Genomic DNA, 12,915 nt, shown 5'->3' on the forward strand with positions numbered 1-12,915 from the left:
GCTTGCCGCTTCCATCCTTCCATCGGTACACAGGCAAAAGTCAACGTGACTTGCTGACTTGTCGGACGGCGCCTGAACCGATCGGACCTGGAATCGACACGGCGTAACAAGGCAATGCTTCGCTCTGCAACTCCGCCACCAGAGACGGCATGGCCCGTCTCCCACATCAGTAGAGTGACTTATGATGAGTACCGCACAGTGTTTCGAAACATCAGGAAAAGAATCTGAATTTCATTCAAACAAACGGATGCTGGCTTGCCTGATTGCGCTGGCTTTCCTGCCGCATTGGGTCCAGGCCGCCGAAGAAGCAACGCTTCCGGCAGTCGTCGTCACCGCAACTCCAGAGATGGGCCGTCTGGAAGAAGCGGCTTCTACCGGTTCGAATCTGGACATTACAAGATTTCAAACACCGGCCAGTGTCGATATCATCAGCCGCAGGCAACTGGAAGAGCGCGGCGATACCACATTGATCAACGCCATCACGCGTGCTCCCGGCTTGAGCAGCATGCCGCATCCGGGCAATGGCGGGTCATCGGTGGTCTCGCGCGGTTTCACCGACACCGTCTCGGTCATGCGCCTGTACGACGGCATGCGCCAGTATGGCGGTGCCGGCATCACCTTCCCTTTCGATACCTGGTCGATTGAAAGAATCGAGGTCCTCCGCGGTCCGGCATCCGTCATTTATGGCGAAGGAGCCATCGGCGGCGTGATCAATGTCATCCCGAAGAAGCCAACGAGGGGGGCGATCAAGAACGAGGTCCAGGCCGCGGTGGGCACCGATCAGACGCGGCGCCTGGCATTCGGCAGCGGCGGCGCCATCAATAAAAGCTTGTCCTATCGACTTGATGTCAGCGGCGATCGCTCCGACGGCTGGGTTGACATGGGCGACTACAGTAACCGCACTTTTTCCGGCGCCATCCAGCTCGACGTTTCGTCGGACCTCAACCTCAGGTTCAGTACCGCGTACGGCCGGCAAAAGCCAGTGCGTTACTTCGGGTCTCCGCTCGTCGAAGGACGCCAGCGCGAAGCCATGAGGAACAGGAACTACAACGTCGAAGACAGCACCATTGAATTCAAGGATCACTGGACCGATGCGATAGCAACATGGACGCCGAATGCGGATACCACGGTACGCAGCCGCGTCTATCACATCAACAGCGACCGACACTGGCGCAATGCCGAAAGGTACGTCTTCAATCCGGCCACTCGTCTCATCGACCGCTCGGACAACACGGAAATCCTTCATGACAGCTCGCAGACCGGCAATACGACCGATGCGACATTCAAGGGATCGCTGTTTGGATTGAAGAACCAGGTTTCGGTCGGCTTCGACGTCAACTCCAGCAGCTTCAAGCACACCAACAACACCTATGTCGGATCTTCGCCATCCGTAGATCCGCTTGCACCTGTTCCAGGTTTTTTCACAAGCCAGTTTCCGACCATTCCCCGTTACAGCATCAAGGCAAGACAGTACTCTGTCTTCGCCGAAGACAAGCTGGATGTGAGCGAACAATGGTCCGTTCTCGGCGGCCTGCGTTACGACCATGCCGATGTGTCGAGGCGCGACCTTGTCGCCGGAAGTCTTGCCTATGACAAGACGTTCGCGAATGCGGGATGGCGGTTGGGTACCGTGTACACGCTTTCACCGGAGCTTGCGCTCTACGGCCAATACTCCAGGGCAGCCGATCCCATCAGTTCCTTGTTCTTCCTGTCGTCCGCCAATAGCGCATTTGACGTGGCGAAAGGACGCCAGGCCGAAGTGGGACTCAAGCAAAGCTTTCTGGACAAGAAGGGCGAATGGACCCTGGCGGTCTATGAGATCAGAAAGGACAACCTGCTGACGCGCGATTCGACCAACCCGGCGAGAAGCATACAAGTCGGCGAACGCTCATCACGCGGCATTGAGGGAACACTGGCGTATTCATTTGCGCCTGGTTGGCAGCTCGATGCCAACGCATCCGTACTCGATGCAAAGTTTGACGACTTTACGGAGTCAGTCGGAGGCCGGCCGGTTTCCCGCGCCGGCAACGTTCCGCCTGACGTGCCCAGGCGTTTGGCCAACGTGTGGCTGAGCTGGAATTTTCTCCCGGACTGGATGGCGAGCGCCGGAATGCGCTACGTCGGCGAGCGATTCGCCGACAATGCCAATACGCTGAGAATGCCTTCCTACACCACTACCGACCTCGCCTTGCGCTGGAAGATGACGCCGGAAACCACCCTGACGCTGCGAGGGTTCAATGTGTTCGACAAAGCCTATTTCACCACGGCTTATTACACGACGACCCAATGGCTGCATGGAGCTGACCGTCGCTTCGAACTGGTGTTGAATCATCGCTTTTGATCAAGGAAGATCATCGTGGCAATCGGTACGAACGCAAAACGCTGTGTCTTTCTGATTCATCGCTGGACCGGCGTCGGCATGTGCATTCTGTTGGCACTATGGTTCGGCAGCGGGATCGTCATGCTTTTCGTCGGCTATCCCAAGCTGACGCCCTGGGAGCGGCTGGGCGCGCTGCCGCCGCTTGCGCATCCGAATTGCTGCATATCACCGGAAGCGGCGCTCGCACACAGCAGCAAACCCGAAGACGTCAGGGAAATCGTATTGACCTCAATCCGGAACACTCCGCATTATGTGCTGCGTGAAGGGGATGGAAGCCATACGGTCATCGACGCCTTGAATGGTACTTCACAGTCCAGGGTGAATGGCGACGTGGCGCTGGCGGGGGCAAAGGCGTTCATGCCGGATGCACTTTCCCAGTATGTCGGCAGCATCCAGGAAGACCGCTGGACCCACTCGCGCGGGCTCGACAGCCATCGGCCGCTTCACATGATTCAAATGCACGATGCCGAGTCGACCCGGGTCTATGTCTCCTCCGCGACCGGACAGGTGGTACTTGATTTGCCAAGGTACGAACGTCTATGGAACTACGCTGGAGCGTGGCTGCACTGGCTATACATGCTGCGCAATCAATCGGTCGATCCTGTATGGACCTGGACTGTCATCGTGATTTCCGCCATCGGCGTGCTCACCGCCTTGACCGGGGTGCTGAACGGTATCTGGCGCTGGCGATTCTCGGGGGTTTACAAGAACGGCGGGAAGTCTCCCTTCAGGGATGCCGCCATGAGGTGGCATCATGTACTGGGCCTGAGTTTTGGCACGGTACTGTTCCTCTGGATATTCAGCGGATTGATGTCCATGAATCCACTGGGCATCTTCGATGCAAAGCAGCTGAAGCCTGACGCAGCCCGATACCATGGAGGAAGTCCGGCCATGCTAAGGCCTATCGTGGATATCACTGACGCCCTTTCGAGGCTGACGGCCGAGAAATTCGAGCCGCGTGAACTCGAGTGGCGGGTATTGAATGGCACGCCCTATATTGTTGCGCGCGATGGCACGGGCGATACCCGTTTGCTATTGAGCGCAAGAGGCGGAATCACCACCACCACTTCCTGGAGCGAGCAAGACATCACGGATGCAGCCATGAATCTGTTCGCTGCTCCAGTATCGAGCCATGAAAAGATCGAGTACTACGACCTGTACTACTACAAGCGGGCGGAAGCATCGATGTACGGGTCGAATGAACGAAAGCTGCCTGTAATACGGTTCAAGTACGATGACCCGGAAGAAACATGGGTATATGTGGACATGCATACCGGGCGGGTCGAACTTAGCGTGGACCGGTCGCAACGCCTGGGCAGATGGCTTTTCAACCTGATGCATAGCTGGGACTTGCCGGCATTGCTGGATGCCCGATGGTGGCGCGAGATACTGCTGGTACTTCTTAGCCTGGGCGGGTTCGTCCTGAGCTCGACCGGACTTGTTATCTCGGTTCGCCGGATCAAGCAATGGATCCGCCAAGCGAACCCGGACAAAGCGATCGAAACCGGACCTGGCCACGCAAGAAAACCTTAAGGAAGGGGGACATGCCTTGAGTCATGCACGCCAGATGAAAAACCTTGGCATCCTGCAGGGGCGATGTCCGTCCGGAATGCAATCCGGCATCGCCCCGGCCCTGCGGACTTTATCTGCCAGTCCCGTTGATGCACCGACGGCAGAAGCGATGGTTCCGAAAATGGGTCATGAACAACAGCAGGCCGCCGATCGTTGCAAACACAAGTTCCGCCACTTCACCGTAACGTGGTCCGATAAACAGGACGGAGCTGATGAAGCAGACCAGCCCCGCACTCCCGGTAAGCAGCACCGACCGGTTACGGTGTTTTTTGAAACCCGGAAGGATTGCAAGAAGGGCCGGCACGACCACCAGAATGGCCATCACACGATGCAGGAATTCATCGCCTTCCGCTAGTCCAAGCATGGGAAACAGTATCAAGAACAGAGGGGTTCCAATGCAATGCACAAGGCAGATTACCGAAGCGGTCATGCCGCAATAATCAGCACCAGCAATTATCTTATCCATCACCATTTCCTTTTATCAGAAGCTCACTTCTGGTCGACTCATTCCGCTGGCTTCTCGGCAAGCGGAATTTCAAGTTCCTGTAACAAGGCGCGCATCAGCCAAGCCGCTCGGTTCCGTGCTGGCTGGCAGTTGTTTTCTGCTTCAACAGACTTTTCCCCAACAATGCGCTGAACACGCCCCATACGGCCAAGGCAAGTGCTACACATGCACCGCTTGGTGCATCAAGCCACCAGGATGCAAGAAGCCCCAGGCCGGCTGCGCCCATTGCGGATACCAGCGACTGCGCCATGGAGAAGCCGGCCCGCAGCCATAATCCAGGTCCGATCAGGCAGGCGAATACCAGCAACAGGCCCAAAGTCGGCACCGCCATGCTGGCAACCAGCGCAAAACATGGGAAAAATATGCGATCCCTGCCCAGCAGCGCGGGCCACCTGAGCTGCAGTAAAACAACGACGAGGGCGCAAGATGCCAGTGTTGCTACCTGGGCCCATCCAGCCCACAACACGTCCGCTGCCAGTAGCTCCGAAAGATGCTCGCGTCCATGCGGGTCGCTGCGGGCGGCAAGCATGGCGAGACATGCCCCTGCAACATAGATCAGACCAATCAAGGCTTCGCGCTGCTGCGGCCAAATTCGTGCCAGGACCGCCACCAGCGCTGCACACGACAAGGCCCCTGTCGCAGCGGCCAATTGCACCGCCAGAAAATCAGGATGATCGAGCCAGGCGGTCGCGCCCAGTGCCGCGGCGGCGGCGGCTTGGGCAACCGCCAGATCGATAAAGACCACTCCACGCGCCAATACCTGGGAACCGAGCGGTGCCAGTGCCAGTATGCCGAACATCAGGGCGGCGGCCGGCGCCAAGAACCAGTATTCCATCAGCGTGTCTTCGCCTTCATCAGTGAATTGATCAGTTGCTCGTACCACTGTGCAAGCGCGTCCGGAGTGCGCTCATCGTCAACCGTGGCCGGCAGCGATATGAGCGGCACCTTGCTGTCCAACTGGCTCACAAGCCAGCGTCCCGCACGCTGGTCCTGATAGCCTGCGGTAACGATTGCAAGCGGAGGCTGCGCCTGGAGAATCGACAACAGTCCCTGCAAGTGTCCGGGCGTTGGCGCCATGCCGGGCTTGGGTTCCAGATCCGCGATCTGTTTCAGGCCAAGCCATTTCCATAGATAGCCGAAGGCGGTGTGTTGCGCCGCCACCATTTGGCCCCGCAAGGGCGCGGCACGCTTTTCCCATTCGCCGATACGCTGGCTCCACGCGGTTTCGAACTGGCTTTGGCGCTGCCGGATCTGCTGCGCCTCGGCCGGTACGAGCGTTTGCAGCCGCTCCGCAAGCCGCGAAGATATCTTTACCAGGTTGCGGGGATCTGCATGCACATGCGGATTGCCTTCTGCATGGATATCGCCCGCGAAGGGATTGCCCCCGGCGCCCGGCTGCGCATCGATCAGCTCGACCTGCGATGCCGCATAGAACATGCCTTGAGCACCGTCCTGTACTTTTGCATTGCCGGCGCGTTGCTGCAATGCCGGCAACCACCCGGATTCCAGCGAGGCGCCGGTGCAAACCGCAAGATCGGCAGAGCGCAGTTGTGCGATCAATGCAGGCCTTGCCTCGATGTGATGCGGGTCCTGCCGAGAATGCGTCGCGGTATGAACGGTCGCGTCCGGCATCAGTACGCGTGTCAGCGCGGCCCATTCCGGCTCGCAGGCAAATACCGTGAACGCGCTGGCGGGTGCGCACACCGCGCCCGCCAGCACTATCGCTAGCTTAGAAAGAGTGCGCACCATGGGCTCCGAAACTCAATACGTATTGCAGCTGAACCGTTCTGCTCGAGCGGTTTTCAAACTCTTCCGCACGAGGCTGGGCAGTGAATTGCAGGCGCAGTGCCTGGCTATGGGTCGGTTTCCATGCGACCATCAGTGCATGCTCACGCAGCCGGCCGTTGTGGAAATGGTCGCCGTGCGGCACTCGTGCTCTTAGCCAATCGGTACGGGCACCAAGCTCCCATTCCTGGGAAAACCGCCACACCGCGCTTAACGACAGTGCATCGTGGTAGTCCGAGTTGTCGGCATACCTGTTGGGCTTCGTCACCCGGGCATATTCGCCTACCAGCTTGAGTTGCTGCTGCCGGTTGTTTCCGTCCGGAGCCCATTTCCAGGCGGCGTCCAGCAGCCACATCTTCTTGCCGCTGAGGGCCGCGCCGTGGGCATGCGTATGGCCGTGACCGTGCTCATGCCCGCCTTCTTCCGCATGTCCTTCTTCTCCATGGTCGGCTTCGTCCTCGATTGCCGCTTCCCTGCGGTTATGAAGATAAGAAGCGCCAAGCTGCCAGCTCTGCGATCGGTTGATATCGTTGCCCACTTTCATGCTGAGGGTAACGGCGCCGGGACTGCGCGCCGTTGCGGCTTCCTCGATCAACTGGCGGCCGCGGAAGACTTCCGTTCCGAAGGTCAGGTAAAACGGTGTAGGCGCGGTCCAGTTCAGGCGGACGCCGTCATCGAACCAGTGACCGCCGAGAAAGGCACGGTATAACAAGGGGCGCTCGACAAAATCATCGGCGTGCGGATGCTGCTCGTTAAGATATCCGATCTGTGATGCAAATCGGCCTGCACGCGCCTGAAAGCCGGCCGGCAGCGTACGGGTTTGCACCCACGCCTCTTCCATCTCGAATTCGACCTTGCCATCATGCTGGTGCGCCGCCGCCCCCAGTTGCGCGCTGAAGTGCCGTCCCAGCGGGCCTCGTGCGATCGCATCGCTGTGGCCGAGTGCCAGGCCCTGTTCCCGCTGGCCCAGGGCCAGTGAACGCGTGGTGTAAGCCGCATCGAGCACCGCGCCGAATTCCCAGCCCTTTTCCTGTGCATGCGCACCAAGGATGGTGCTTGCCGCCATTGCGGCAAATACGCTTTTTTTCATCGCGAGATTCCTACCCACAGTGCATTCGACGGTGCATAGCCAAGGTCGCGGCGAGCGGTGATCGTCGAGGTTTGAGTATTCAGTACAACCAGTTGGCGCGCGGCGGGGTCGGTGATGTAGATTTCGTCACGGGCTCCGTTTGCAGTAATCGTGGGCCAGGGAGCAGCTGCTGGCATAGCGGGTACCGCCGATGCAATTGTCGCTGACGTGTTCCAAGTATTGCCGGTACGTGTCATAACGATGAGCGTTCCGCGATTATCCAATATGTAAAAGCGGTTGCCGCTCCGGTCGAAGCCATGTGCCCGCTGAACACTGCCAGCAGTCCATCCTGTGGGCGTGATCGGCGTGGCGGCAGCTCGTTCGCCATCAACGCTGTAGAAAACCGTCGTTACCGGCGCAGGTGCAGTACCACTGTTTCCGAAACCTATGAATTGACCCGGAGCCTTGGGATGTCCAACCAGTGTGCTGATGCGAGTCGGTGTCGAGATTTTCTGATCTGTGACGTCAGTGGCGGAGACGTGCCTAGCCAGCAGCACGCCGTCTGCACAGCCGACCGCGGTATACGATCCGGATGTATAGCTGCCATGCATGCCGTTGCAACGGGTGGGAAGCAACCGCTGCGATGTGTACGTTGCACCGGAGCGCAGATACAAATTCAGATGCGTGGGTAAAGTATCCGTTGCATCGCTTGCCCGATGAACGCTCAGCAGCTTGTTATCGAGTGGTTCTGCGAACCCGTGTATCGGCTCCTGCAGGTTCAAGGCCGCCAGCGTATTGCCGGCCGCAATGGAAGCGTCGTTGATCAGCCTCATGCTTGCGGCCTGGATGGGATTTGCATTGCCGTTGCCGTCGAAGAAGATGCTGGCCTGCCTACCTGCCTGCACGTCGTAATGCGACGGACGAGGCCCTGCCAGCTTCCACGACAGGAGCCGCGAGGCATTCTTGTAATCGTGGTCATGGTCGCCGTGGTCTTCCTGCCAAATGCCGCCATCAATGAACTGGACCTGATTTTGCGTACCCTGTAACGCTACCGCGTACCGTCCCCCCGGACTTGCATTGAGTCCTGAGGGCGGATGGTCCAGTTGATGGGTTGCTTCCACGCTGCCGCTATCAAGATCATGTACGCGCAAGGCATTGCTTCCACTGTCGGAGACAACAATTCTTCCGGCGGTATCAATGGTGGCATTCGAGTGATTCTCGCCATCGCCCTCTCCGCCGCTCCCGCCGCCGCAGCCGGCGATGAGTACCATACATGCCAGGCTCAATAGGCTGAGACGAAATTGTGGATTATTGTGTGTCATGCGTTCTCCAATGTGAAATACCTATATGGCTTCGTTATGCCGACAATTTTTTCGCGGTGGCCAGGGCAGCACCGCACCATGAATCGCATCATGCAGATCAGCTTGCGTCTGTAAGCAAGCGCAACCGGCTCCCGTAATGAAATGCTTGAGCACGGCGCGAATCACCTGCAGCAATGCGCCGTACATCCGGTTTTAAAATGCAACATGGTTGCATTCAACTTCAAAAAATATATGGCTTTGTCTGGCGAGTTCGGCTTCATCGCACCATGCAGAAAAATTGCAAAACGAAACCTTTAGCGCCTTATCAGACGCTATAAATCATGGCCAGGCATCACGTTGCATTAGGCGAGCTTTAGACGTCCTGGTCGAACGTATGCAAAGCTCTATTTGCAACTGTGTTGCAAGCAGCAAGTCTAAATGAGGCTGAGATTTTTTGCAACACGGTTGCACTTTGACGCAAAACAAGCGCCGGTCCTGCTGGCCGAATATTTTGAACGTGAGCCGCACTCACTGGCAGGCCTGCCGTGTAGAGCCAGCTGCCTGTTGCAACCTGCAAGCCGTCTTCCGGGCAGTGCCGTGCCGGGTCCAGGATCAAACTATCGCGCTAGTCGGCACCTTCATTCACGAAGCTGAACGCAGTTGACTTACTAGCTCTTGGTGCAACGATCAGTCGCCACAGGCACCAACAGTTCCCCCATCCTTGACAGATCGCCGTTTACGTAACATCATAAGTTACATGAAACGTGATAGCCGCCTCTCTTCCGTCCTGCACGCGCTGCTCCACATGGCGGAGCATAAGGACCCAATGACTTCGGAAGTCATCGCGCAGTGTCTTGGTACCAATCCGGTCGTCGTACGGCGCACCATGGGCTTGCTGCGCGAGGCAGGCCTGGTTACCTCCGACCGCGGTCATGCCGGTGGCTGGCGCATTGCGGTCGATTTGAAGACAGTGAACTTGCGGCAGCTGCACGAGGCTCTCGGCGAACCCGCTCTCTTCGCCGTCGGGAGTCGAAATGAGAACACGCAGTGCCTGGTCGAGCAGTCGGTGAATGCGGCACTTGACGGTGCCTTTGCGGAAGCCGAGGCCTTGTTGCTGCATCGTTTTCAAAACATTACGCTCGCAGAACTGGCCTCCGATTTCGCAAGGCGGCACGCGGCGAAGCGTTCATCAAAGGACTAGACGATGCAATATGACGTAGTCGTAATTGGAGGCAGCTATGCCGGCATGGCTGCGGCCCTCCAGCTTGTTCGTGCACGCAAGGCGGTGCTCGTAATCGATGCCGGCCAGCGCCGCAACCGCTTCGCAAGCCATTCGCACGGCTTTCTTACACAAGACGGCGTTGACCCTGGGGAAATCGCGCGCACGGCACGAGCACAGCTTCAGGCCTACCCGCACCTTGTCTGGAAGGATGGAAAGGCTGTTGCGGTCACGGGCGCACGGGACGACTTCACGGTAATGACGGATGATGGCCTTTCCCACCACGCGCGGCGCGTGCTCTTTGCGACAGGCGTCATTGACCAGTTGCCGGAGATCGCAGGACTACCCGAACGATGGGGCCGCACCATCTTTCACTGCCCCTATTGCCATGGCTATGAACTTGATATGGGCCGCATCGGCGTGATTGCCACCGGCGCCATGTCAATCCATCAGGCTGAGCTCCTGATGGATTGGGGTAAGGTGACCTTGCTGACGAATTCCGCTGTAGAACCTGACCTGGATGCAAGGCGCAAGCTCGAGACTCGCGGCGTGACGCTCGACGATGGCAGGATTGATCGGATTGAAGGCGAGGCCGACATGCTGATGGCCGACGGCCGGCGTCTAAACTTCGCGGGGATCTTTACTGCCACGCGCTGCGTTCCATCCAGCCCGTTGGCGGAAGAACTGGGATGTGCAATGGAGGAAACGCCGATGGGCATACAGGTCCGCACAGACGAGGAAAAACAAACCACCATTCCTGGCGTATTTGCCTGCGGCGATGCGGCACGCGTGCCGCATTCAGTTTCGCTCGCAGTAGGCGACGGTGCCTGGGCCGGCATTCAGCTGCACCGCTCGCTGCTCTGGCCTGATGCATGAAAGACCAAACTCTCGTGCCGGAATCCCCTGCGTTGTTTTCCGATCCGGCTTCAGTTTCAAGCTATGCGGACCGCACGTTACGCATCGTGCCCGGCTTGCGCGACCTTCACAAGATGGTCGGACTGCTGATTGCCGAGCGCGCCCCCGCCGACGCCCGTGTGCTGGTTCTCGGTGCAGGTGGAGGTCTTGAACTGAAAGCGCTTGCCGACATGCAGCACGCGTGGCGCTTCGACGCAGTAGACCCATCACCGGAAATGCTGCAACTGGCGAAGGTCAGCCTGGGTACCGCATGCTCGCGCGTCACGTTTCACGAAGGCACAATCGACCGGGCGCCCGACGGTCCTTTCGATGCAGCGGTCTGCCTTCTAACCCTGCATTTCCTGGCCGAGGAAGAACGGCGGCACACGGTGAAAGAAGTGTTTCGACGCTTGCACCCCGGCGCTCCTTTCGTGGTTGCCCATCATAGCTTTTCCAGCCATCCTCCGGAGCGAGACAAGTGGCTCGCGCGCTATGCGGCTTTTGCCGATATACCCAGGGCGCAGGCAGAGAGCAGTACAAAGGCCATGAAAGAGCGGCTAAATGTGCTTTCACCGGAAAAGGATGTCGCGATTCTTTCGGACGCCGGGCTGCGTAACATAGAGCAGTTCTATGCCGGCTTCACTTTCAAGGGCTGGGTTGGATATAAGGATTGACGGCCTGTCCTTATTCCAGCGTCGGAGCGTACTGAAAAGGGCGGGCATCGATCGGCATGTCGATGATGAAGGTGGTGCCGCGCTGCGCGGTGCTGTCGACATCGACGCTGCCCCCGTGGCTTTCCACCACGCTGCGCACATACGGCAGGCCGATACCCCAGCCGCGGCTGCCGCCCTCCTTTGCCGATACCGCCCGCCGGAATACCTGGAACACGGATTCCATCTCGTCGGGTGGAATCGACTCGCCCTCGTTGTGGACCGAAATCATGACGCGCTCATGCAATGTGTTGACGCTGAAACGAACTGGCCGTCCCTGCGCTCCGTGCTTGACCGCGTTGCCGGCGAGGTTTTCGATGCAGCGCCGCAGCGCATCGCGGTCCCAATACCCATGAACCGCGGTGCCATGCACTTCGAATAACGCGCCATGAATTGAAGCGAACTGGTCCGCCACCTCCTGCGTTAGTTCCAGCATGTCGAACGGCTCGAAGCGCAGGTTCAGGCGGTCGCCGGTCTGGAACACCATCGCATCGAGCAAGGTCTGGATCATGCCGTCCATGCGGCCAAGGTTGCTGATAATGCGGTCGGCCAGCGACTTCATGTGTTCAGGGTCGCTGGAATGCTTGATGAGGTCCGCTGCCGCGACCGCGGTCGCCAGCGGGTTGCGCAGATCGTGGGTCAGCGCCGCGACGAAACGCTCGCGCAGCGCCAATTGCGCGAGCGCAAAGGCATTGATCGCATCGCGAATGGAATTGTCGATCAACACATTGATGCTGTGATATTCGTCGCCGTTCAGTTGTACGCCATGCTCTTTCAGCACGTCGAAAATGGTCCAGCGCAGCAGCTGGTATTCCGAGACCACGGCTTGCGCATTGTAATTGGTCAGGCGGGCCCGCTCGCCGCCGTGTTCGGCGGCGACCGTATTGGTCTCGGTGTCGGTACTGCGCGGATGGCCCGGCGTGATGGCTTCCGCGATGTTGTCGTACAGGCTTGGAAAGGTATTGATCAGGATGGGATGGGCAAGATGCTCGGCTTCCTTGACTGTCGTCCGCAGCCGGCGCCCCCATTCCAGCAGCACGACATCACGCAGTTCGAGCATGCGTCTCGCATTGGGGGAAAGTTCGCCGTCGTTCGGGTATTGATCACTTGCCAGCGTCACGGTATTACCTTTAGTTAAAATAAAAGCAATTAATTGTTCCGATTGTAGCAATGCCGCCGGCTGCTTTAAGGAGACCGGCACGGGTTGAATGAGGTTCATGCCGATTCGCTCAATATCCTTAACGCATCGGGAACCATGCCCGGTTTTGCAGGCACGCATGCCACCGCGCCTTGCGGGGAGTGCGCAAGGCAACACATCGGGGTGTTAGGCTAGGAACAAAAAAGCCCGCACGCCGGTTCCGGGGTGCGGGCTAAACCTTTGGCGACTATTCGCAAGTCGTTACTCTGACTGTAGTCTCGATGCTCGGCCGCTACTGTGACGCTTGTCACAAACGTTCACATTCTTTTGCTTGCTTTTTCC

General features: G+C 58.4%; 11 protein-coding genes. 5 read left to right on the forward strand and 6 right to left on the reverse strand.

Annotation, left to right across the window (positions count from 1 at the left end; all coding sequences use genetic code 11):
- Positions 1 to 247: 247 nt before the first annotated feature.
- Both RY831_RS13035 and RY831_RS13040 read left to right on the forward strand, forming a co-directional pair.
- The gene (locus tag RY831_RS13035) at positions 248 to 2,341 is read left to right on the forward strand and encodes a TonB-dependent receptor (protein ID WP_326506788.1); all 2,094 of its coding nucleotides are present in this window, start codon (positions 248 to 250) and stop codon (positions 2,339 to 2,341) included.
- 15 nt (positions 2,342 to 2,356) lie between these two features.
- Positions 2,357 to 3,913, forward strand: coding sequence for a PepSY domain-containing protein (locus RY831_RS13040; protein ID WP_326506789.1), 1,557 nt, complete (start codon positions 2,357 to 2,359; stop codon positions 3,911 to 3,913).
- A 109-nt stretch (positions 3,914 to 4,022) separates the two neighbouring features.
- Here the strand turns inward: RY831_RS13040 and RY831_RS13045 are convergent, their stop codons facing one another.
- The 5 genes from RY831_RS13045 to RY831_RS13065 all read right to left on the reverse strand — a co-directional run bounded on the left by RY831_RS13045 (position 4,023) and on the right by RY831_RS13065 (position 8,633).
- Complete coding sequence (locus RY831_RS13045; RefSeq protein WP_326506790.1) at positions 4,023 to 4,418, reverse strand: MerC domain-containing protein; 396 nt, start codon at positions 4,416 to 4,418, stop codon at positions 4,023 to 4,025.
- 94 nt (positions 4,419 to 4,512) lie between these two features.
- Complete coding sequence (locus tag RY831_RS13050; RefSeq protein WP_326506791.1) at positions 4,513 to 5,292, reverse strand: ABC transporter permease family protein; 780 nt, start codon at positions 5,290 to 5,292, stop codon at positions 4,513 to 4,515.
- Positions 5,292 to 6,206: a metal ABC transporter solute-binding protein, Zn/Mn family gene (locus RY831_RS13055; protein ID WP_326506792.1), complete on the reverse strand. Its 915-nt coding sequence runs from the start codon at positions 6,204 to 6,206 to the stop codon at positions 5,292 to 5,294. Before RY831_RS13055 ends, RY831_RS13050 begins: the two co-directional genes overlap by 1 nt.
- Entirely contained in the window at positions 6,187 to 7,332 is a 1,146-nt protein-coding gene (locus RY831_RS13060; RefSeq protein ID WP_326506793.1) for a hypothetical protein, read from the reverse strand. Before RY831_RS13060 ends, RY831_RS13055 begins: the two co-directional genes overlap by 20 nt.
- Positions 7,329 to 8,633 (reverse strand): YncE family protein, encoded by a 1,305-nt coding sequence (locus tag RY831_RS13065; RefSeq protein WP_326506794.1) that lies wholly within the window; start codon positions 8,631 to 8,633, stop codon positions 7,329 to 7,331. Before RY831_RS13065 ends, RY831_RS13060 begins: the two co-directional genes overlap by 4 nt.
- A gap of 736 nt (positions 8,634 to 9,369) precedes the next feature.
- Here RY831_RS13065 and RY831_RS13070 point away from each other — a divergent pair.
- From RY831_RS13070 to RY831_RS13080, 3 genes are read left to right on the forward strand one after another with little or no spacing between them, the layout of a single operon-like run.
- On the forward strand, positions 9,370 to 9,813 hold the full coding sequence (locus tag RY831_RS13070) for an RrF2 family transcriptional regulator (protein WP_326506795.1): 444 nt from the start codon (positions 9,370 to 9,372) through the stop codon (positions 9,811 to 9,813).
- A gap of 3 nt (positions 9,814 to 9,816) precedes the next feature.
- Positions 9,817 to 10,707, forward strand: coding sequence for an NAD(P)/FAD-dependent oxidoreductase (locus RY831_RS13075; RefSeq protein ID WP_326506796.1), 891 nt, complete (start codon positions 9,817 to 9,819; stop codon positions 10,705 to 10,707).
- The gene (locus RY831_RS13080; RefSeq protein ID WP_326506797.1) at positions 10,704 to 11,399 is read left to right on the forward strand and encodes a class I SAM-dependent methyltransferase; all 696 of its coding nucleotides are present in this window, start codon (positions 10,704 to 10,706) and stop codon (positions 11,397 to 11,399) included. Before RY831_RS13075 ends, RY831_RS13080 begins: the two co-directional genes overlap by 4 nt.
- Before the next feature lie 10 nt (positions 11,400 to 11,409).
- Here the strand turns inward: RY831_RS13080 and RY831_RS13085 are convergent, their stop codons facing one another.
- Entirely contained in the window at positions 11,410 to 12,555 is a 1,146-nt protein-coding gene (locus RY831_RS13085) for a sensor histidine kinase (protein WP_326506798.1), read from the reverse strand.
- Positions 12,556 to 12,915 lie beyond the last annotated feature (360 nt).

Origin of the sequence: Noviherbaspirillum album (assembly GCF_035916955.1) — a bacterium.
GTDB classification, from domain to species: Bacteria; Pseudomonadota; Gammaproteobacteria; order Burkholderiales; family Burkholderiaceae_D; genus Noviherbaspirillum; species Noviherbaspirillum album.

Bases quoted from the DNA above. Each gene is read 5' to 3' on its own strand.
- RY831_RS13035 (WP_326506788.1), top strand. From the start codon at position 248: ATGCTGGCTTGCCTGATTGCGCTGGCTTTCCTGCCGCATTGGGTCCAG.
- RY831_RS13045 (WP_326506790.1), bottom strand. From the start codon at position 4,418: ATGGATAAGATAATTGCTGGTGCTGATTATTGCGGCATGACCGCTTCG.
- RY831_RS13050 (WP_326506791.1), bottom strand. From the start codon at position 5,292: ATGGAATACTGGTTCTTGGCGCCGGCCGCCGCCCTGATGTTCGGCATA.
- RY831_RS13055 (WP_326506792.1), bottom strand. From the start codon at position 6,206: ATGGTGCGCACTCTTTCTAAGCTAGCGATAGTGCTGGCGGGCGCGGTG.
- RY831_RS13060 (WP_326506793.1), bottom strand. From the start codon at position 7,332: ATGAAAAAAAGCGTATTTGCCGCAATGGCGGCAAGCACCATCCTTGGT.
- RY831_RS13065 (WP_326506794.1), bottom strand. From the start codon at position 8,633: ATGACACACAATAATCCACAATTTCGTCTCAGCCTATTGAGCCTGGCA.
- RY831_RS13070 (WP_326506795.1), top strand. From the start codon at position 9,370: ATGAAACGTGATAGCCGCCTCTCTTCCGTCCTGCACGCGCTGCTCCAC.
- RY831_RS13075 (WP_326506796.1), top strand. From the start codon at position 9,817: ATGCAATATGACGTAGTCGTAATTGGAGGCAGCTATGCCGGCATGGCT.
- RY831_RS13080 (WP_326506797.1), top strand. From the start codon at position 10,704: ATGAAAGACCAAACTCTCGTGCCGGAATCCCCTGCGTTGTTTTCCGAT.